Here is a 19,857-nt window from a genome sequence, read left to right as displayed (position 1 = left end):
GCAGTACTTATTCGGCAGCCTCGGCGAGCGGTGCTTCCGGACGGCGCAGGGGCTTCTGCGCACCCATGGCGATATCGATCTCGGCGTGGAAATCCTGCAGCGCCGGTTCGTTCCGGCCGAAGATGACCGGCGCATCCGGGCCTTCGTCGTCCAGATTCTTCTGGATCTGCGCCATCATCACCAGATCCTCCCGCTCGACCACTCCAGCGGCGAGATCGAGGATCTGGTCCCAGTCCGGTTCCTGCGATTGTCCCAGGGGAGAAGCTGCCACCACCAGGCTCCAGCGCATGCGGTTCGGCTTGCCAGGCACCGGATCGAAGCGGTGGATTTCGACATGGGTCTCCATCGACACGAAGACCGTGTTGGGGAACAGCCGGTATACGATGATCGCATGGCGGTGCAGCGGATCGGCGGCGATCTGCGCATCGGTCAGCTTCATGATCGGACGCCGGGGCGCCACCAGCCGGGCGTGCGGGCGCAACGGTTCGTACAGGGCAAAACCGCCAATCAGCGTCCGCCCGATGGTGGCCGAATGCAGCACCGGCACATGGTAGGCTTCAAGGAACGTGTCGACGCCCATCTTCCAGTTGGTCGGCTTCTCGCATTCGAAGGTGCGGCGGACGCGATAGTCGGCAAACGCGAACCCCTCAAGCTCTTCCATGATGGGCCGCAGCATGTCGCGGGCCTGCGCCGCGCTGACATCGGTCGGTTGCACGAACAGAAGCCCGCCCCATTCGATCAGGGGAACCGGACACAGGCCGTCGCGGCCCACCTCGACATCCGGGAATGCGTCTGCTTCCGCAACGGCGGAGAGAACGCCGTCCGTGCCATATGTCCACGCGTGATAGGGGCAGACGAAGTGCCGGGCATTACCCGCGCCCTCGGCGACACGCGTGCCACGGTGGCGGCAGCGGTTGCGGAAGGCCCGTACCGTTTGGTCCTGCCCGCGGACGATCAGCAGCGACAGGCCGGGCAACTCGCGGGTGAGATAGTCGCCCGGCTCCGGCACTTCGCCGGTCAGGCCGCAATAGACCGGATTCTGCCGGAAGATCGTTGCAAGTTCGCGGTCAAGGAAATCCGGGCTGACGTAGCGTTCGGCGCTGACCTGCGCCGACGATTGCGCCAGCGGTGGCGACCGGGTCTCGATCCGCTTGATGGCCTCGCGAAACAGGCGTTCCTGAAGGTCTCGCGGCTGTTTCATGGTGCCTCTCCCGAACGGATATTTGAGATTGAGACAGTACACTAGCGTACTAGTTCCCGAAAGCCATTGCGGGTCGATGCCGACGATCCGGGCTGGCGAAAGTGGCGTATTGTGCTTGACCGGACGCGACACGACACTCTCTTTAGACGTCTGAACGCCAAAGACAGACAGCCTGCGAGGATCGCATTACTTGAGAAGTTTCACATCCAGCGAACCCGCCGGACCCGCCGACTGGGCGGTGCTCCGTCGCCTGTGGCCCTACATGTGGCCGAAGGACAACTGGGCACCGAAGATCAGGATCTTCATAGCCGCTGGATGTCTGGCGGCTTCCATCGCGGCGGGTGCCGCGGTGCCGTTCCTGCTGAAGTATGCGGTCGACGCGCTGGACGGTGCCGAGACCATCGCCATCGGTGTGGCCATCGCCTTCGTGCTGGCCTATGGCGCGGGCCGGGTGCTGCAGCAGGGACTGGCACAGGCGCGGGACGCGGTGTTTTCCGCCGTCGGACAGCGGGCGGCCCGGCTGGTCGCGCGCCGCGTGTTCGAACGGCTGCACGAGCTTTCCTACCGCTTCCATACCGAACGCCGCACGGGCGCGCTGCATCAGGTCATCGACCGCGGCGCGAAGGCCATCGACTTCCTGCTCAGGATGGCGCTTTTCAACGTCATACCCGTGGTCGCTCAGGCCTTGATCTTCTGCGTGATCCTGCTGCTGGAATACGATCCCTGGTTTGCCGTGGCCACGCTGGGCACGGTCGTCGGCTACATCGCCTTCACCTTCATCGTCACCGAATGGCGCATCGGCATCCGCCGCGAGATGAACAAGCGCGACGAGCAGGCGAATGCGTCGTCCATCGACAGCCTGCTGAACTTCGAGACGGTCCGTTATTTCGGCAATGAACCCTATGAGACAGACCGTTTCGACCAGCGTCTCGCGCGCTACGAGAAGGCCGCCGTGAAGTCGCAGGTCAGCCTCGCATTCCTGAACACCGGGCAAGGCGTGATCGTGTCCGCCGGACTGGTCATCGTCATGGCCATGGCGGCCTATGGCGTTGCGGACGGCACCATGACCATCGGCGACTTCGTGCTGGTGAATGCCTTCCTGATCCAGCTCTATCAGCCGCTGAACCTGCTCGGCATGGTCTATCGCGAGGTCAAGCAGAGCCTTGCCGACATGCAGAAGATGTTCGCGCTGCTGGACCGGGAGGTCGAGGTCGAGGACAAGCCAGACGCCAAGGCGCTGGCGTTCGATGGCGGGGAAATCGTCTTCGACGATGTGCGCTTCGGCTATGACCCGCGCCGGGAGGTCATTCAGGGCATCAGTTTCACCGTGCCGCGGGGCAAGACGATAGCGGTCGTCGGCGGATCCGGCGGCGGCAAGTCCACCATCACGCGCCTGCTGTTCCGCTTCTTCGATGTGACCGGCGGTGCGATCCGCATCGACGGGCAGGACATCCGCGACGTCACGCAGGCATCGCTGAAGGCGACGCTGGGTGTCGTGCCCCAGGACGTCGTGCTGTTCAACGACACGCTGGAGCACAACATCCGCTATGGCGATCTGGAGACGAGCGATGAACAGCTCAACGCCGCCATCGACAGCGCGCAGCTTCGCCCCCTGATCGGCAATCTGCCGGACGGCCTGAAGTCGATGGTGGGCGAGCGCGGGCTGAAGCTTTCCGGCGGCGAGAAACAGCGTGTCGCCATCGCGCGCATGATGCTGAAGAACCCCGGCATCATGATCTTCGACGAGGCGACGTCGGCGCTGGATACCGCCACCGAGCGCGAGATCCAGAAGGCGCTGAACGCCGTTTCCGAAGGCCGCACCACCCTGATCATCGCGCATCGGCTGTCGACCGTCGTCGATGCCGACGAGATCGTCGTGCTGTCGGAGGGGCGCATCGTCGAGCGCGGACGCCATGCCGACCTTGTCGCGGCGAACGGCGTCTATGCGCAGATGTGGCAGCGCCAGCAGGCCGAGAAAGAGAAAGCCGAAGCGCCGGTGATCGAAGCGGCGGAGTAGACGGTTCCCGGACGTGGGTCGAGCCGGAATGACCTGTGTCGCTGCTGCGTTCCGGGATCAAGTCCCGGAACGGTCCGTGGATTTGTCGCTACCCGTGTTCACCTGACCAAGGCAATGCGAAGACTGGTCCCGTCAGTGAGTTGTGGACGGGTGCACAGTCCTGACCTGACAGCAGCGGGACAAAACCGGGGGGTGACAGCCGGTCCACATGGCCGGATCGATGGAACCTCGCGTCGAGTCAAAAATACGGCTCGACGGGTGCCATGCTGGCGTAGATCGTCTTGGACTGGGTGAACTGGTTGATGGTTTCCAGCCCGTTCTCGCGCCCGATGCCCGACTGCTTCTGACCGCCGAACGGCACCTCGGGCGGCGTGATGTTGTATTCGTTGATCCAGACCGATCCGGCCTGGATGGCGTTGGCCACGCGGTGCGCACGGGCGAAGTCCTGCGTGAAAACCGCGCCCGAGAGTCCGTAGATCGTATCGTTGGCGCGTTTCAGGACTTCTTCCTCACTCTCGAAAGGCAGCACGGCCATCATCGCACCGAAGATTTCCTCGCGCACGAACGGCATGTCGTCGGTGCAGTCGGCAAAGACCGCCGGATGCAGGAAGTTGCCGTCCTGAAGGGCAGGATCGGTCGGAATGGTACCGCCGACCACATGCAGCGCGTTCGATTCCAGCGCCAGATCGATATAGCCCAGGACCTTTTTCATGTGCGCGGTGTTGATCAGGGCGCCGATCCGGGTTTCGGGGTCGAACGGGTCGCCGACGCGGATGGCGGGCACGCGCGCCTCCATCTGCTTCAGGAACTTGTTGTAGATCGGACGTTCGACGAAGACCCGCGTGCCGTTGGAGCAGATCTCGCCGCCGGAATAGAAGTTCGCGTTCAGTGCCGCGTTCACGGCGCTGTCGAAATCCGCATCGGCGAAGATGATCAGCGGTGACTTGCCGCCCAGTTCGAACGTTACGTGCTTCAAGGTCTCGGCGGCGTCGGCCATGATCTTCCTGCCGGTGCCCACTTCACCTGTGAGGCTGACCTTGGCGATGCCGAGGTGTTTCACCAGCATCTGGCCGGTCCTGCCGTCGCCCTGCACGACGTTGAAGACGCCGTCGGGCAGTCCGGCTTCGGTGTAGATCTCGGCCAGTTTCAGCGCCGTGAGCGGGGTCAGTTCCGCGGGCTTGAAGATCATCGTGTTGCCGCAGGCAATGGCCGGCGCGGATTTCCAGAGGGCGATCTGGATCGGGTAGTTCCACGCGCCGATACCGGCGCAGACACCAAGGGGTTCGCGGCGTACGATGGCGAAGGCATCCGGCGGCAGGTCGAAGTGTTCGCCATGCAGGGACGGCGCGAGGCCGGCGTAATATTCGAGGACTTCCGCGCCGGAAATGACATCCACCGTCGAGGTCTCGGCGATGGGCTTGCCGGTGTCGAGGGTCTCCAGCGCCGCCAGTTCGTCGTTGCGCTCGCGCAGGATCGCCGCTGCCCGCAGCATGATCCGGGCCCGCTCTCGCGCCGGGGTGCGTGACCATGTCTGAAAGGCCTTGGTCGCCGCAGCGACGGCGACATCGATGTCGGCCTCGTTGGCCACTTGAACATCGCAGATCGCATTGTTCGTGGCCGGATTGATGTTCTGGAATGTCTCTTCCGACGACGCATTGTAATGGGAGCCGTCGATATGAAGGCGCTGCACAGGCAGCACGCTGTCACGGTTGTAGGTCTCGGCCATGCCGGATTCCGATTCTGTTGTCTGTTCCGCGCTCCAGCCGTCGATAGCACCTAATTTCCCGACGCTCCACGGCATTCCATCGCATGACTGAAGCGCACCGATCTTCCGCAGCGCAACCCGCTTCGGCCGCGCCTGTCCTGAAACAGTGCTTGTCGATTCCAAAGGACGCCTTTCCGCACTAGGATCGGGAAGTCGGACAGCAACCGGAAGCCAGTATTGTGAACGAGAACGCTCCAGACCCGCGCCTGCCCAACGTCACCGGAACCGGCCCCTTCACCGTGGGGCGTCTGGTGCGCTGGGGCGATTCCGATCCCGCAGGCATCATCTATACCGGCGCGTATCTGGACTACATGGTTGAAACAGCGGAGGATTTCTTCGTTCATCTGACCGGAATCCACTGGCGTGACATGCAGACCACGCGCGGCACCGGTACGCCGATGGTGCACGCCTCGATGGATTTCCAGAAACCGGTGGAGGCGGGCCGGCCGATCAGCATCCAGCTTTTCGTGCCGGAGGTCGGCAGATCGTCCTTTACGCTGCAGTTCCGTTCCCTGGATGAGCACGGTGACGTCTGCTTTACCGGCAAGCTGATCGGTGTCTTCATCAACCACGACGGGCCCGGCAGGATCAGCGCCGCCGGCATCCCCGACGACTGGCGACCCCTGCTGGAGGACTATTCTTCCAGTTTTCCGCCCATCGGCTGAGGAAATGCCATCTGGAACTTCACGATCCGGTTGTTTCCGGAGTCGGCCAGCCAGAGCAGTTCGCCCCAGCTTTCGACGCCTTCGGGGGTCCTGAATCGCCCGTTCTCGCTGCCCGCGGTGCCGTCGCCGAGAACCTTCAGAAGACTGCCGTCAGGGGCGATGAACTTGACGCTGTGGGTATATTTGTCGGCGGCGATGATCGTGCCATTGGGCAGGATATCCAGGTAACGTACACCATTGAAATCATAGGGCGATCCCGACAGTTCGTTCATGATTTCCAGGTCGGTCGAAAGCTGCAGCAGGCGATCGTTGCCCGCGTCCGCCAGCCAGATCGTACCGTCCGGCGCGAGTTCCAGATCGTGCGGTGAATTGAGGCCTTTCAGTTCGGCAATGGCCTCGCCATCCCGGAACGCCACGACATTGTCGGATCCGGCACCCGCGACGAACACGATACCGTCGGGATGCACCAGAACGCCCTCGGGCTTGGTGAACAGCCCGGCAATCTCGCCCTCGAACCGGGCCTCGACACCGTTCATCTCGTAGATCGCGATGCGGTGATTGTGGGTGTCGGCGACATACATGCGGCCCTCGGCATCGAAGTCGATGTCGTGCGTGCCGGACTGCTCGTCGGTTCCGAAACTGCCGAGCAGCTCTAGCGTGACCGGATCAAGCAGCACCACGCGATTGTTGCCCACGTCCGAAACGGCCAGATAGCTGGCGTCGGGCGACAGCTTCAGATCGTGCGGGTTGGAAAGCTCGACCGTGCTCGTGGCGGTGCGTTCCAGATCGGGCAGGGATTGCGCCAGCGCGGGCGATGCGCCCAGCACAAGGCCGGCAAGAACGAGGGATCTGATCATCAAACTACTCCAATTGCCGAAATGGCATTGGCGTTAGATAGGTGACCGGAAGCCGAGCGGAAGGGCAGATCTGACCGTCGGGTGCGTTCGGTACGTTTTCCGGGGGACTATCGTGCCCGCAGCAGGACGTGCTTCTTCTTGCCGGACGAGAGTTTCGCCGCGCCGTCCTGAACCAGATCCGCTGATGTCAGCATCGCCCTGGGATCGCTGACCTTTTCGTCGTTCAACCGCGCCCCGCCGTTCTGGATCAGCTTGCGCGCCTCGGAATTGGACTTCGCAAGCCCGGAACGCACGAAGGCGTCGAGGATACCGATACCACCGGACAGCTCAGCCGCGTCGATCCGGACGACGGGCAGACCTTCGGCGGCGGCACCCTCTTCGAAGGCCTTCCGGGAGGTCTCTGCCGCCACCCGCGCGGCTTCCGCGCCATGTGCCATCGCGGTGGCCGCGTCGGCCAGCACCTTCTTGGCCTCGTTGATCTCCTGACCGTCCAGCGCTTCCAGACGTTCGATCTCGTCCAGCGGCAGTTCGGTGAACAGCCGCAGGAACCGGCCCACGTCGGCGTCGGCGGTGTTGCGCCAGAACTGCCAATAGTCATAGGCGCTCAGCCGATCAGCGTTCAGCCAGACCGCGCCGTCATGGGTCTTGCCCATCTTCTGGCCGCTGGCGGTCGTCAGCAACGGGGACGTCAGGCCGAACAGCTCGGTCCCGTCCACCCGGCGTCCCAGTTCGACACCGTTGACGATATTGCCCCACTGGTCCGAACCGCCCATCTGCAGCCTGCAATCCATCCGGCGTGAAAGTTCAAGGAAATCATACGCCTGCAGGATCATGTAGTTGAATTCGAGGAACGACAGGTTCTGTTCCCGGTCAAGGCGCAGCTTCACGGAATCGAAGCTGAGCATGCGGTTGACCGAGAAATGCCGCCCCATGTCACGCAGGAACGGGATATAGGCCAGTTCGTCCAGCCAGTCGGCATTGTTAACCATGATGGCGTCGGTCGGTCCGTCGCCGAAGGTCAGGAACTTCTCGAAGACGGTGCGGATGCCGGCCATGTTCTGTTCGATGATCTCGTCGGTCAGCAGCTGCCGTGCGGCGTCCTTGCCCGACGGATCGCCGACCTTGGTGGTGCCGCCGCCCATCAGGACGACCGGCTTGTGGCCGGTCTTCTGCAGCCAGCGCAGGATCATGATCGGCAGCAGGCTGCCAACATGCAGGCTGTCCGCCGTGCAGTCGAACCCGATATAGGCCGTGACCACACCCTTGCCGAGCGTGTCGTCCAGCGCGGCGACATCTGTGCACTGGTGCACGAACCCGCGTTCGTAGAGAGTTGTGAGGAATTCTGAGCGTGTGTCGGTCATGGGACAGGCTTCTGGAAAGCGATTGGGATCAGCGCGCGGCGTGTAGCACACTGGTCAGGAAGGGCAAGGTTTGGCAGGCATGATCAGGAACGTGATCGGGTTGATGAGCGGCACTTCGATGGATGCCGTCGATGTGGCCTGGCTGCGGACGGATGGCCGTTCCCGTATCGAGGCGGGCCCTGCGGGCGGGTATCCCTATCAACCGGACGAACGTGAGGCGGTGCGCGCGGTGCTGGGACAGCGGCAGGCGGACGATACGGCGGTGAGTGCCGTGACGGCGGCGCATGCGCGCGCGATTGACCGGTTCCTCGCGTCGCACGAGGGCCTGCGCGAGAACCTCGACCTGATCGGTTTTCACGGGCAGACCATTTTTCACGACCCGGCGAACCGGATCACGGTGCAGATCGGCGATGCCGCGTATCTGGCCGATCGCTTTTCGATCCCGGTGGTGCATGACTTCCGCTCGGCGGACGTCGCGGCGGGTGGAGAGGGCGCACCGTTCGCGTCGCTCTACCACGTCGCGCTGGCGGCCGATCTGCCGAAACCGCTCTGCGTGCTGAATCTGGGCGGGGTCGGCAATGTCACCTGGATCGGGGATGATGACGCGGTTCTTGCGTTCGACACGGGACCGGCCAGTGCCCTGATGGACGACTGGATGCTTGCCCGGACCGGCGAGCCCTTTGACCGCGATGGCGCGACGGCGGCGTCGGGCACGGCGGACCGGACGCGCGTTTCCGAATGGCTCGAACAGGATTACTTCTCGAAGGAGCCGCCCAAGTCTCTGGACCGGAACGATTTTGTTGTTTCGGTCGAGGGCATGAATGTGGCGGACGGTGCGGCGACCCTGGCGGAATTCACGATCCTGTCGGTGGTGCGCGCGCTGGAACACATGCCGGCAAGGCCCGCACGCTGGCTGGTTACCGGCGGTGGGCGGCACAATGCGCACCTGATGCGCAGGCTGGGTCAGGAACTGCGTGCAACGGTCGAGCCGGTCGAGGCCGCCGGATGGCAGGGCGATGCACTGGAGGCTCAGGCTTTCGCCTGGCTTGCCGTGCGGTCGCTGGACGGGCTGCCGCTCAGCCTGCCATCGACGACGAACGTGCCTGAACCGATGACGGGCGGCGTGCTGGTTCAGCCGGCGAGTATTTCGGCGCGGCGGCGGTCCACATAGTCGCCCGTGATCTGGTGCACCTCGTCCATTTCCTTCTCGTAGAAATGGCTGGCACCTTCGATCTGCTGATAGTCGATGACGATACCCTTCTGCGACTTCAGCTTGTCGACCAGCTTCTGCACGTCGGCTTCCGGGACCACATCGTCGTCGGTACCATGCACGATGATGCCCGATGACGGGCAGGGCGCCAGGAAGGTAAAATCGAACATGTTGGCGGGCGGTGAGACGGAGATGAAGCCCTCGACTTCCGGGCGGCGCATCAGAAGCTGCATCCCGATCCAGGCACCGAACGAATAGCCGGCAATCCAGCATGCCTGCGCATCCGGCTTGATCTGCTGCATCCAGTCCAGTGCCGAAGCCGCATCGGAAAGTTCACCGACGCCCTGGTCGAACTCGCCCTGGCTGCGGCCCACGCCACGGAAGTTGAACCGCAGCACCGCAAAACCGCGGTCCTTGAAGAGCTGGAACAGATTATAGACCAGCTTGTGGTTCATGTTCCCGCCGAACTGCGGATGCGGATGCAGGATCAGCGCGATCGGAGCATTCTCGTCCTCGACATGGTGGTAGCGGCCTTCCAGCCGCCCATCGGGTCCGTTGAAGATGACTTCGGGCATGATTTCTCGACTGAATGTTTGAAGCTGAGGCGGGCACCGGCGACCGGTTCCGGCGTGTACATATAGTTATATTGCCTCTCGCGCCAGTATTTGTAGGGCGTGGCCTTATTGACGCTTTTTCCATGTGAAATATATTCACTAGCAACATCAGCCACCGGACTCAGGGAGAAACCGGCATGTGGCAGGCACTGAAAGACGATATCGAAGCGGTCAAGGAACGCGACCCGGCAGCAAAGTCCACGCTGGAAATCGTGCTCTGCTATCCCAGCTTCCATGCCGTGCTGTTCTATCGCCTGTCGAACGCGCTGTGGCGGCGGAAGTTCTTCCTGGCCGGACGTTATATCTCGCAGATTGGCCGCTTCATGACCGGGATCGAGATTCATCCCGGCGCGAAGATCGGCAAGCGCTTTTTCATCGATCACGGCATGGGTGTGGTGATCGGCGAGACCGCCGAGATCGGCAACAATGTAACGCTGTATCACGACGTCACGCTTGGTGGCGTCGCGCCCTCGGTGGATTCCGCTTCCCAGGTCGGGCAGAAGCGGCACCCGACACTGGAGGATGACGTGATCGTCGGTTCGGGCGCTCAGGTACTTGGTCCCATCACCGTGCGTGCCGGCGGGCGGGTCGGCGCGAACGCGGTGGTCGTGAAGGAAGTTCCGCCGGGCGCGACGGTGGTCGGCATTCCCGCCGAGGTGGTTGGCAAGTCCAGACCGCGCCTGGTCGACAGCGCCGAGAACATCGGGCGCGCCTTTGCCGCCTACGGCATGCCGCAGGACGGTGTGTCCAATCCGCTGCACGTCCGGATGAGCGAGATGCTCCACGACATGGAGCAGATGCAGGGCCGGATCGCGGAACTGGAACAGAAGCTTGCCGACAGGGAACCCAAAGTCAGGGTCGTCTCCGGCGGCGAGGACTGATACACCGGCCCCATGCAGGCCAAGACACCGCCGATCCGTCATTATCTAGACTGCAACGCGACGGCACCGCTGCGTCCCGAAGCGAAGGCCGCGATGCGGGATGCGATGGACATCACCGGAAACGCGTCGAGCGTGCATGCGGAGGGCCGTACCGCCCGTGCCCTGGTGGACGCATCACGGCGTCAGGTTGCCGATCTGATGAAGGTCCGACCGTCGACCGTGCATTTCACCGCCAGCGGCACGGAGGCCAACAACTGGGCGCTTTCGGCCGTTGCGGGCGGCAAACTCGTGGCGGCCACATCGCACGATTCAACCCTGAATGCCGACAATGAGATCATCGGTCTTCCCGTCGATGGCAACGGGCTGGTCGACATGCATGAACTGTCCCGCCTGATCACGAATCGCAATGCCACGCTGGTTTCGGTGATGGCCGTGAACAATGAAACCGGCGTGATCCAGCCGCTTGAGGAAATCTCCGCGATATGCCGCAGGCACGATGTGCTGCTGCACGTCGATGCGGTGCAGGCACCGGGCAAGATCGATCCCGAATCCATCGCGGCGTTGGCCGATCTGATCAGCCTCTCCGCCCATAAGCTGGGCGGACCGGCGGGATGCGGTGCCCTGCTGGTCATGGGGGCGCTGGACCCGGACCCCCTGATCCGTGGCGGCGGACAGGAACAGCGCAGGCGCGCGGGAACGGAGAACCTGATCGGCATCGCCGGCTTCGGTGCCGCGGCGGAGGCGGTCTCGCAGGAAGGCCGCTCGGAGCGCAGCCGCCTGTCGGAACTGCGCGATCGCCTGGAAAGCGCTTTGTGCGCTCGTGACAAAGATGCGGAAGTGTTCGGGCAGGATGTCTCTCGCGCACCGAACACCACGTGCATCCGGATGCCGGGTGTCGCCGCCGAGACCCAGGTCATGGCGCTCGATCTCGCGGGTGTTTCGGTCAGCGCCGGGTCTGCGTGCAGTTCGGGCAAGGTCACCGCGTCTCACGTCCTGCTGGCCATGGGGGTCGGCAGGAGGGCAGCGGGGGAGGCGATCCGCATCTCGCTCGGCTGGAACACCACGGATGCCGATGTCGACGCCTGCATCGATGCCTGGACCGCCCTGTGGCGGCGGAAACGGGCCGCATGATCCGCAACTCGATCTATCTGGACAATCACGCCACAACGCCAGTCGATCCGGACGTGCTGGCCGAGATGTTGCCCTGGTTCACCGAGCAGCCGGGCAATCCGCATTCGCGCCACCATGAACATGGCTGGTCCGCGGAAGCCGCCGTCGATCTGGCGCGGTCCGAGATCGCAGCCCTGATCGATGCGTCCGAAGACGATGTCTTTTTCACCAGCGGTGCAACGGAATCCAACAACTGGGCCATCAAGGGTATCGCCAGTGTGCTGGATGCCCGCCGGTCCCGCATCGTGGTGTCGGCCATCGAACACCCTTGTGTGCTGGAAAGTGCGGCGGCGACCGGTCGTCCGGTGACGATCCTGCCGGTCGATGCCGGCGGCGGGGTCGGTCCCGATGCCGTACGCGCCGAACTGGAAAAAGGTGATGTCGGCCTGGTGTCGGTCATGCTGGCGAACAACGAGATCGGCACCATCGAACCCGTTGCCGCCATCGGGCGGATGGTGCGGGAGACGGATGCATTGTTGCACTGCGACGCCGCACAGGCGGTCGGTCGCATACCGGTCAGTTTCGCGCGGCTGGGCGCCGACCTCATGAGCCTGACGGCGCACAAGTTCCACGGCCCGAAAGGAATCGGCGCACTTGTCGTAGGTGAACGCGCGCGGGCCATCCTGCCGCCCCTGATCCATGGCGGCGGACAGCAGGAGGGTCTGCGATCGGGTACGGTTCCCACGCCGCTGGCCGTCGGGTTCGGCGCGGCGGCCCGCAAGGCGGGTGCGATTCTGGTGGACGAGCGCCGCCATCTGGCGACACTGCGCGACCTTTTCTGGACCGGCCTGCGGGTCCGCGTGGACGGTGTGCATCTGAACGGATCGGAGATCATGCGCCTGCCGGGCAACATCAATTTCCGTATCGACGGTGTGGATGCGGACGATGTGATACGCGAGGCGTCGGAAATTGCCGTCTCGACGGGTTCGGCCTGTTCATCGGTATCTTCGTCACCATCTCATGTGCTTCAGGCCATCGGCTTGAGCGAACCGGAGATACGATCGTCGATACGCATCGGCATCGGGCGCATGAACAACGAGGAAGACATCGCGACGGCGGTCGAGGCCATCGCGCGGGCGATCGGAAAGGCGAGGGCATGATCACGGTCCATTTCATCAGTCCTAAGGGCGAGCGTCAGACGGTGGATGCCAAACCGGGCGATTCCGTGCTGGACGTCGCCAACCGGCACGACATCGACATCGAGGGGGCTTGCGAAGGATCCATGGCCTGTTCAACCTGCCATGTGATCGTGCTTGATCCCTGGTTCGACAAGCTGCCGGACTCGCGTGAGGAAGAGGACGACATGCTGGACCTCGCCTTCGACCTGCAGGAGACGTCGCGGCTGGGCTGCCAGATCAATCTGACCGAGGAACTCGACGGGATCGAGTTCCAGTTGCCGCGCAACACACGGAACCTGCTGATCGGATGAAGCTGTTCAATCGCCTGAAAGAAGCCGCCGGCACCGACTGGCAGGACTATGTCGGCCATCGCTTCGTTGCCGGGTTGGCGGACGGAAGCCTGCCGGAACCGGCCTTCCGCCATTATCTGGTCCAGGACTACCTGTTCCTGATCCACTTCGCGCGGGCCTGGGCGCTGGCCGTCTACAAGGCTGACAATCTGGTCGATATGCGTGCCGCATCCGAGGTCGTGAACGGCATCCTGAACGTCGAGATGAAGCTGCACATCGACTATTGCGCGGGATTCGGCATCGGACCGGCGGAAATGGAAGCCGCCCCCGAAGACGTCGCCACCATGGCCTACACGCGCTATGTGCTGGAAACCGGGCTGGCGGGCGATGTGCTGGACCTGCATGTGGCGCTCGCACCGTGCGTGATCGGCTATGGCGAGATTGGTGCGCGGCTGGCGGCGGACGCCGCAACGAAGCGGGATGGCAACCCCTACCTTTCATGGATCGAGATGTATGCGGGCGACGAGTATGCTGATGTGATGCAGGGTGCGCTGTCGCATCTGGACGTGCTGGCCGAAGGCCGGTTGACCGACGCGCGGTTTGAAAGGCTGACACGGATATTTTCGCAGGCCACACGGCTGGAAACGGCGTTCTGGCAGATGGGGCTGGACGCGGCATAGGACGGTTCGGGGAGGAACACATGCCAACACTCAAAATCCGGGATCTGGATCAGGTCTACTACGATCAGAAGGGCGAAGGGCCGGATGTTCTGGTCATCACCGGCACGGGCAGCGATCTGCGCCGTCCGCCGACTCCGCTGGACAGCCCGCTGACGAAACATTTCCGGGTCACGACCTACGACCAGCGCGGCCTGGGGCAGACCAGCAAGCCCGACGACGGCTACACCATGGAAGCCTACGCCGATGACGCGGCTGCGATCATGGATGCGCTGGAACTTGCACCCTGCCCGGTGCTGGGTATCTCGTTCGGCGGCATGGTGCTGCAGAACCTGATGGCCCGGCATCCCGGCAAGGTCAGCCGCGCGGCGCTGTGGTGCACGTCGCCTGGCGGGGCGGGCGGGGCGTCCTATCCGCTGGATACGCTCTCGCCGGATCTGACGCAGGAAGAGAAGTTCCGCACCATGATCAAGCTGTCGGACAACCGGGTCACCGACGACTGGTTCGAGAAGGATGTCGAGAAGGTCGAAGTGCTGAGGAAGCGCGCCGACAAGACCGAGTTCTATGGCGAGCACAACTACCAGCACGGCATGGCGATGCAGATCCAGGCGCGGAAGCACCATGACTGCTGGGAGGCACTGGCCGGGATAGACACGCCCGCACTGTGCGGTGGCGGGACGAACGACGACATCGCGACGCCGGAGGCCATGCGGAACCTGGCCGAACGCATGCCGAATGCGGAACTCAGGCTCTACGACGGCGGGCACATGTTCTTCATTCAGGTGCCGGAGGCCTATGACGACCTGATCGCGTTCTTCAAGGCGAGCTGATCCCGGCGACGCAAGCGTCGGGGCCGGACAGCCCCCCTCGACTGCCCGGCCCCGGCCACGCTACGAATCCGTATTCTAGAACGCTCCGGCATTTGATTGAAGCGGCCAAACGCACGGGACGGGGGCGACCGTCCGGGAGCCGGTGATTCAGCGAAAGACGGGACGGCTCTATCCGATCACGCCGCCGTCTTCACGGTCGATCGCGATCACGGCGGAGCGGGGCAGGGAATCGCCGCCGCCGGGCCAGTGGCTGTTGCCCTTTTCGCCGGGGTGCTGGATGCCGACGAACATCGTACGGCGGTCGGGCGAAAAGGTGAGCCCCGTGACTTCGCATTCGTTCGGCCCGACCATGAAGCGGCGGATCTCGCCGGTCGCAGGATTGCCGATCAGCATCTGGTTGTTGCCCATGCCGGCGAAATCGCCCTCGTTCGAGTATTTGCCGTCGGTCTGGATCCAAAGCAGGCCGGTACTGTCGAAGGCAAGCCCGTCGGGTGAATTGAACATGTTGTCGGGCGTGATGTTGTCCGAACCGGCATAGGCGTCATCGTGCACGGTCGGGTTTCCTGCGACGACATACAGATCCCAGGCGAAGCCTTCGGCGGTATGGTCATCGTCGTCCGCGGCCCAGCGCACGATCTGACCATAATTGTTCGCCTCGCGCGGGTTGGGACCGTTTACAGGTGTCGCGTCGCCGCCGGCGTTTGGTTTCTTGCCCCGGTTCTTGTTGTTGGTCAGACAGCAGTAGGCCTCGACCCTGTTCGGGTTGGCCGCGACCCATTCCGGGCGGTCCATCGTCGTCGCGCCGACCTTCGAGGCGGCCATCCGCGTATGGATGCGGACTTCGGCGTCGGTCATGCCCGTGGTGTCGGGATCGAGGTCGATCCAGGTGCCCCGGCCATCGTCGTTGAACTTTGCGACGGACAGTCTGCCGTTCTCCAGCAGGTCAGCATTGTCGCCGCCGACCGAATATTTTCCTTCCGAAATGAAGCGATAGAGAAACTCGCCGCGCTCGTCATCGCCCAGGTAGACGACGACATGACCGTTGTTCGCAATTACCAGCTCGGCGTTCTCGTGCTTGAAGCGGCCCAGCGCGGTACGCTTCTTAGGTGTTGAGGCCGGATCGAAGGGATCGATCTCGACGATGTAGCCGGCGCGGTTCGCCTCGTTCGGGTGCTTCGCGACATCGAAGCGTTCATCGGCCATGGCCCAGCCGTAGCCCCAGTCCCTGGCACCGATGCCATATCGTTTCATGGCGGCAGTGGGTTCGAAGCCTTCGTCGGCGGTGGAGAAGTAGCCGTTGAAGTTTTCCTCGCAGGTCAGATAGGTGCCCCAGGGTGTGCGCCCGTTGCCGCAGTTGTTCCAGGTGCCGAACGATTTCGTGCCCGTCGGGTCTGCTTCGGTCTTCAGCAGATCGTGGCCTGCCGCGGGACCGGTGATCTGCATTTCGGTCATCGGCGTGATGCGACGGTTGACGTCGGCATCCTTCACCATCGCCCACCGGCCGTCGCGGCGGGCAACCTCGATGATCGACACGCCGTGCGCCATCATGCCCTTCTTCGCGTCGTCCACGGTCTCCGGCTTGCCGCTCGCGTTGTTGCCGAACATGATCCCGCGGTTGGTATATTCGTTGTTCACCGCCAGCACCGTGCGACCGTCCTTCACGAACATGGCCATGCCGTCGTTGTTGTCGCCGAAGGAGTGCGCCTGACTGTCCGGTGTGCTGCGGGTCTGTGGGTCGAACTCGGCCACGTCCGAAAACATCGGATCGCCCCAGCGGACCACTGTGTGCCAGCGATAGCCGTCCGGCAAGGTGACCGTGTCGCGGCTGTTGGCCGCCACAGGTTCGAACCCCAGACGCGCTGCCGAATGCGCCGGGCGTGTCAGGGAAGTCGACCCCATGACAAACGCCGTCGCGCCGAACGTTACCGCACCGCCCAGAAATCCGCGCCGGCTCATGCGGCGCTCAACGACGCGGTCGAAGTCTGTGGTTTCGGCAGGCGGGCGGGTGATCTCGTCGAATTCGTCGAACGACAACTCGCTGCTGGCAACATCCGACATGGTGGTCTCCTGAAGATGCTTCTGTATGTGACGCCGCGGCGGATCCCCATCCTCGCAGGCATGACGCGCGTCCTACAACGCCATTGCTTCAGTTGAATGACAGCATGTCCCCTTGCTGGCTCTCACCGCTGTGGCTAAAGAGACCGCATGACTGACACGCTTCGCATAGTGCTGGCACAGGCCAACCCGACGGTTGGGGATGTGGTCGGCAACATGGCTCTGGCCCGGCAGCTCCGCGCTGAAGCCCAGACGATGGGCGCCGACCTCGTCGTGTTCCCGGAACTGTTCCTGATCGGCTATCCGCCCGAGGACCTGGTCCTGAAACAGGCGTTTCAGAACGACGCCATCAAGGCGGCGCAGACGCTGGCGACGGAAACCGCCGACAACGGGCCGGCGATGCTGATCTCCACCTGCTGGCGGGAGGGCGGGAAGCTGTACAATTCGGCGCTGCTGCTGGATCAGGGCAAGGTCCAGGCGGCCCGCCACAAGCACGACCTGCCGAACTATGGCGTCTTCGACGAGAAGCGGCTGTTCGCGCAGGGACCGCTGCCGGGACCGATCAATTTCCGGGGCGTGCGGCTTGGTGTGCCGATTTGCGAGGACATCTGGAAGCCGGATGTCGTCGAGTGTCTGGAAGAGACCGGCGCGGAGATCATCATCGTGCCGAACGCCTCGCCCTATGAGGTCGACAAGTCCGACGTGCGCCTGAACCATGTGGTCTCGCGGGTTTCCGAATGCGGCCTGCCGATGATCTATCTCAATCAGGTCGGAGCCCAGGACGAACTGGTGTTCGACGGCGGCTCGTTCGTGCTGAATGCTGACCGGACCGTTGCCATCCATATGCCGGAGTTCGAAAGCGCGCTGACCATGACCGAGTGGCAGCGCGGCGACGACGGCTGGGTCTGCGCGAAGGGGCAGGACGTGCCACCGCGCAGCCGGCTGGAAGGTATCTACCGCGCCTGCATGCTGGGCCTAAGGGATTACGTGAACAAGAACGGCTTTCCCGGCGTGGTGCTGGGCATGTCGGGTGGCATCGACAGCGCCCTGAGCGCGGCGATGGCTGTGGATGCGCTGGGGCCGGACCGGGTCTGGTGCGTGATGCTGCCGTCGAAATACACCGGTCAGGAAAGCCTGGACGATGCTGCCGAGGCCTCGCGCATGATGGGGGCGAAGCTGGATACGGTATCGATCGCCGAAAGCGTCGATGCGCTGGAGGGCGCGCTGGGCGACGTGTTTGCCGAGAAACAGCCCGACATCACGGAAGAGAACATCCAGTCCCGTGCGCGCGGCCTGCTGCTGATGGCGATCTCCAACAAGTTCGGTCACATGCTGCTGACGACCGGTAACAAGTCCGAGATGTCGGTCGGCTACGCCACGATCTACGGCGACATGGCGGGCGGTTATTCGGTGCTGAAGGACCTCTACAAGATGACGGTGTTTGCGCTGTCGGACTGGCGGAACAAGCACAGGCCGTCGGACGGGCTGGGTCCGGACGGGCCGGTGATGCCGCAGAATATCATCACGAAGCCGCCGAGCGCCGAACTGCGCCCCGATCAGAAGGACGAGGACAGCCTGCCGCCCTACGAGGTGCTGGACGACATTCTGGAATCCCTGATCGAGAAGGAAATGGCGTTCGAGGACATTCTGGCCCGCGGGCACGATCCGGCGACCGTGAAGCGGATCGAGCATCTGCTCTATATCGCCGAGTACAAGCGTCGTCAGGCGCCCCCGGGGGTGAAGATCACGTCCCGGAGTTTCGGCCGCGACCGCCGCTACCCGATCACGAACCGCTTCCGGGACGCGGTGTGACCGGTCTCGTCCGCTTTGCGCCCAGCCCGACCGGGCTGTTGCATCTGGGGAACATCAAGGCGGCGGTGATCAACTGGCTGTATGCCCGCAAGACCGGCGCGGCGTTCCTGCTGCGGATCGACGACACGGACGCGGACCGTTCGACGAAGGCCTTCGAGGACGCGATCCTGCGCGATCTGACCTGGCTGGGACTGGACTGGGACCGGTTTGCGCGCCAGTCGGATCGCAACGACCGCTATGAAGCAGCCATCGAAAAGCTGAAATCTGACGGGCACCTCTATGCCTGTTACGAGACCCCGGAAGAACTTGAGCGGAAACGCGGCCTGCAGCGCGCAGCCGGGCGTCCCCCGGTTTATGATCGGGCCGGGCTGAACCTGTCCGATGAACAGCGTACCGCCTACGAGGCCGAGGGCCGAAAACCCCACTGGCGGTTCAGGCTGAGGGCGGAGCGGGTGGTCTGGGACGACCTGATCCGGGGGCATCAGGAGATCGATGCAGCTTCGCTTTCCGATCCGGTTCTGATTCGCGCCGATGGACGGCCGCTCTACACGCTGACTTCGGTGGTCGATGACGGCGAACTCGGCGTCAGTCACATCATCCGCGGTGAGGATCACGTCGCCAACACGGCCGCCCAGGTGCACCTGTTTCAGGCGCTCGGCCATCCCGTGCCAGTCTTCGGGCACTTTCCGCTGATCGTCGATGCCGACGGCGCACCGCTGTCGAAGCGGGCCGGCAGTCTGACCGTCGAACACTTCCGCGACCGGGAGATCGAGCCTCAGGCGATCGTCAGCCTGCTCGCACGGCTGGGCACGTCGCAGCCGGTCGAACTGTTCGAAAGCAATCGCGATGCGGCCTCGGCGTTCGATCTGAGCAGCTTCGGACGCGCGGCGGCACGGTTCGACGAGCGCGAGCTGGAAAAACTGTCGGCCCAGCGGCTGCACGGCCTGTCGGCCAGCGAGGCGGTCGCCCGTCTGGGTGACGACCGGCCTGAAACCCGCGCCATCTGGGATGCGGTTTCCCAGAACATCGAGAAGTTCTCGGATTTCCCGGCCTGGATCGACATCGTCGAAAGGCCCGTGGCACCCGTGATCGAGGATGCCGCTTTCGGCAACGCGGCGGCAGACCTGTTGCCCGATGACCCGCTGACCGAGGAAAGCTGGCCCGCCTGGACCGGCGCGATCAAGGACGCAACGGGGCGCAAGGGCAGGCAATTGTTCATGCCGCTGCGGCAGGCCCTGACCGGGCTGGATCATGGACCGGAAATGAAAAAGCTGTTACCCCTCATCGGCGCGGCGCGGGCCAGAGCAAGGTTGCGCGGCGAAATCGCCTGAATT

General features: G+C 63.6%; 17 protein-coding genes. 11 read left to right on the top strand and 6 right to left on the bottom strand.

All coding sequences use genetic code 11. The annotated features are described in order from the left end of the window. Nucleotides 1-7 precede the first annotated feature (7 nt). Complete coding sequence (locus tag ACN0X7_RS05730; protein WP_417515033.1) at nt 8-1,201, bottom strand: aromatic ring-hydroxylating oxygenase subunit alpha; 1,194 nt, start codon at nt 1,199-1,201, stop codon at nt 8-10. Nucleotides 1,202-1,391: 190 nt separating this feature from the next. On the opposite strand from ACN0X7_RS05730, the gene ACN0X7_RS05725 reads away from it, so the two are divergent. Beyond that, nucleotides 1,392-3,218, top strand: a complete 1,827-nt coding sequence (locus tag ACN0X7_RS05725; RefSeq protein ID WP_417515031.1) for an ABCB family ABC transporter ATP-binding protein/permease — start codon at nt 1,392-1,394, stop codon at nt 3,216-3,218. 238 nt (nt 3,219-3,456) lie between these two features. On the opposite strand, the gene betB is transcribed toward ACN0X7_RS05725, so the two are convergent. After that, entirely contained in the window at nt 3,457-4,944 is a 1,488-nt protein-coding gene (betB, locus tag ACN0X7_RS05720) for a betaine-aldehyde dehydrogenase (RefSeq protein WP_417515029.1), read from the bottom strand. 218 nt (nt 4,945-5,162) lie between these two features. Between betB and ACN0X7_RS05715 the strand changes: the two genes are divergently transcribed. Continuing rightward, nucleotides 5,163-5,648, top strand: a complete 486-nt coding sequence (locus tag ACN0X7_RS05715; protein WP_417515027.1) for an acyl-CoA thioesterase — start codon at nt 5,163-5,165, stop codon at nt 5,646-5,648. On the opposite strand, the gene ACN0X7_RS05710 is transcribed toward ACN0X7_RS05715, so the two are convergent. Next, entirely contained in the window at nt 5,618-6,505 is an 888-nt protein-coding gene (locus ACN0X7_RS05710) for a hypothetical protein (protein WP_417515025.1), read from the bottom strand. The genes ACN0X7_RS05715 and ACN0X7_RS05710 overlap by 31 nt on opposite strands. A gap of 107 nt (nt 6,506-6,612) precedes the next feature. Next, complete coding sequence (gene tyrS, locus ACN0X7_RS05705) at nt 6,613-7,866, bottom strand: tyrosine--tRNA ligase (RefSeq protein ID WP_417515023.1); 1,254 nt, start codon at nt 7,864-7,866, stop codon at nt 6,613-6,615. Between the two features lie 103 nt (nt 7,867-7,969). On the opposite strand from tyrS, the gene ACN0X7_RS05700 reads away from it, so the two are divergent. Beyond that, nucleotides 7,970-9,037, top strand: a complete 1,068-nt coding sequence (locus tag ACN0X7_RS05700) for an anhydro-N-acetylmuramic acid kinase (RefSeq protein ID WP_417515021.1) — start codon at nt 7,970-7,972, stop codon at nt 9,035-9,037. Here ACN0X7_RS05700 and ACN0X7_RS05695 read toward each other — a convergent pair. Continuing rightward, nucleotides 8,998-9,651 (bottom strand): alpha/beta hydrolase, encoded by a 654-nt coding sequence (locus ACN0X7_RS05695; protein ID WP_417515019.1) that lies wholly within the window; start codon nt 9,649-9,651, stop codon nt 8,998-9,000. The genes ACN0X7_RS05700 and ACN0X7_RS05695 overlap by 40 nt on opposite strands. Nucleotides 9,652-9,782: 131 nt before the next feature. On the opposite strand from ACN0X7_RS05695, the gene epsC reads away from it, so the two are divergent. Genes epsC through ACN0X7_RS05665 form a run of 6 tightly spaced genes read left to right on the top strand, consistent with a single transcriptional unit; the run spans nt 9,783 to nt 14,656 of the window. After that, nucleotides 9,783-10,571 (top strand): serine O-acetyltransferase EpsC, encoded by a 789-nt coding sequence (epsC, locus tag ACN0X7_RS05690; RefSeq protein WP_417515578.1) that lies wholly within the window; start codon nt 9,783-9,785, stop codon nt 10,569-10,571. A 12-nt stretch (nt 10,572-10,583) separates the two neighbouring features. Further along, entirely contained in the window at nt 10,584-11,702 is a 1,119-nt protein-coding gene (locus tag ACN0X7_RS05685; RefSeq protein ID WP_417515017.1) for a cysteine desulfurase family protein, read from the top strand. After that, complete coding sequence (locus tag ACN0X7_RS05680) at nt 11,699-12,841, top strand: cysteine desulfurase family protein (RefSeq protein WP_417515015.1); 1,143 nt, start codon at nt 11,699-11,701, stop codon at nt 12,839-12,841. Before ACN0X7_RS05685 ends, ACN0X7_RS05680 begins: the two co-directional genes overlap by 4 nt. Next, complete coding sequence (locus ACN0X7_RS05675; RefSeq protein ID WP_417515013.1) at nt 12,838-13,170, top strand: ferredoxin family 2Fe-2S iron-sulfur cluster binding protein; 333 nt, start codon at nt 12,838-12,840, stop codon at nt 13,168-13,170. Before ACN0X7_RS05680 ends, ACN0X7_RS05675 begins: the two co-directional genes overlap by 4 nt. After that, the gene (tenA, locus tag ACN0X7_RS05670; protein ID WP_417515011.1) at nt 13,167-13,829 is read left to right on the top strand and encodes a thiaminase II; all 663 of its coding nucleotides are present in this window, start codon (nt 13,167-13,169) and stop codon (nt 13,827-13,829) included. Before ACN0X7_RS05675 ends, tenA begins: the two co-directional genes overlap by 4 nt. Nucleotides 13,830-13,849: 20 nt before the next feature. Next, nucleotides 13,850-14,656: an alpha/beta fold hydrolase gene (locus ACN0X7_RS05665; RefSeq protein ID WP_417515009.1), complete on the top strand. Its 807-nt coding sequence runs from the start codon at nt 13,850-13,852 to the stop codon at nt 14,654-14,656. 168 nt (nt 14,657-14,824) lie between these two features. Here the strand turns inward: ACN0X7_RS05665 and ACN0X7_RS05660 are convergent, their stop codons facing one another. Then, nucleotides 14,825-16,714 (bottom strand): PhoX family protein, encoded by a 1,890-nt coding sequence (locus ACN0X7_RS05660; protein WP_417515007.1) that lies wholly within the window; start codon nt 16,712-16,714, stop codon nt 14,825-14,827. 147 nt (nt 16,715-16,861) lie between these two features. On the opposite strand from ACN0X7_RS05660, the gene ACN0X7_RS05655 reads away from it, so the two are divergent. Continuing rightward, a complete protein-coding gene (locus ACN0X7_RS05655) occupies nt 16,862-18,523 on the top strand; it encodes an NAD+ synthase (RefSeq protein ID WP_417515005.1) in 1,662 nt (553 codons plus the stop codon). Beyond that, on the top strand, nt 18,520-19,854 hold the full coding sequence (gltX, locus tag ACN0X7_RS05650; protein ID WP_417515003.1) for a glutamate--tRNA ligase: 1,335 nt from the start codon (nt 18,520-18,522) through the stop codon (nt 19,852-19,854). The genes ACN0X7_RS05655 and gltX overlap by 4 nt, the downstream gene beginning before the upstream one ends. The last annotated feature ends 3 nt before the right edge of the window (nt 19,855-19,857 follow it).

Source organism: Minwuia sp. (genome assembly GCF_048263705.1).
In the GTDB taxonomy this organism is placed as follows: domain Bacteria; phylum Pseudomonadota; class Alphaproteobacteria; order Minwuiales; family Minwuiaceae; genus Minwuia.
The sequence above is the reverse complement of the archived record's forward strand: the minus strand, read 5'-3'. Positions and strand labels throughout refer to the sequence as shown.

Excerpts from the sequence above, each read along its gene's own strand:
- ACN0X7_RS05695 (WP_417515019.1), bottom strand. The coding sequence starts at position 9,651 with ATGCCCGAAGTCATCTTCAACGGACCCGATGGGCGGCTGGAAGGCCGC.
- ACN0X7_RS05730 (WP_417515033.1), bottom strand. The coding sequence starts at position 1,201 with ATGAAACAGCCGCGAGACCTTCAGGAACGCCTGTTTCGCGAGGCCATC.
- ACN0X7_RS05680 (WP_417515015.1), top strand. The coding sequence starts at position 11,699 with ATGATCCGCAACTCGATCTATCTGGACAATCACGCCACAACGCCAGTC.
- tenA (WP_417515011.1), top strand. The coding sequence starts at position 13,167 with ATGAAGCTGTTCAATCGCCTGAAAGAAGCCGCCGGCACCGACTGGCAG.
- ACN0X7_RS05685 (WP_417515017.1), top strand. The coding sequence starts at position 10,584 with ATGCAGGCCAAGACACCGCCGATCCGTCATTATCTAGACTGCAACGCG.
- betB (WP_417515029.1), bottom strand. The coding sequence starts at position 4,944 with ATGGCCGAGACCTACAACCGTGACAGCGTGCTGCCTGTGCAGCGCCTT.
- tyrS (WP_417515023.1), bottom strand. The coding sequence starts at position 7,866 with ATGACCGACACACGCTCAGAATTCCTCACAACTCTCTACGAACGCGGG.
- ACN0X7_RS05710 (WP_417515025.1), bottom strand. The coding sequence starts at position 6,505 with ATGATCAGATCCCTCGTTCTTGCCGGCCTTGTGCTGGGCGCATCGCCC.
- ACN0X7_RS05700 (WP_417515021.1), top strand. The coding sequence starts at position 7,970 with ATGAGCGGCACTTCGATGGATGCCGTCGATGTGGCCTGGCTGCGGACG.
- ACN0X7_RS05665 (WP_417515009.1), top strand. The coding sequence starts at position 13,850 with ATGCCAACACTCAAAATCCGGGATCTGGATCAGGTCTACTACGATCAG.
- ACN0X7_RS05655 (WP_417515005.1), top strand. The coding sequence starts at position 16,862 with ATGACTGACACGCTTCGCATAGTGCTGGCACAGGCCAACCCGACGGTT.
- ACN0X7_RS05660 (WP_417515007.1), bottom strand. The coding sequence starts at position 16,714 with ATGTCGGATGTTGCCAGCAGCGAGTTGTCGTTCGACGAATTCGACGAG.
- ACN0X7_RS05675 (WP_417515013.1), top strand. The coding sequence starts at position 12,838 with ATGATCACGGTCCATTTCATCAGTCCTAAGGGCGAGCGTCAGACGGTG.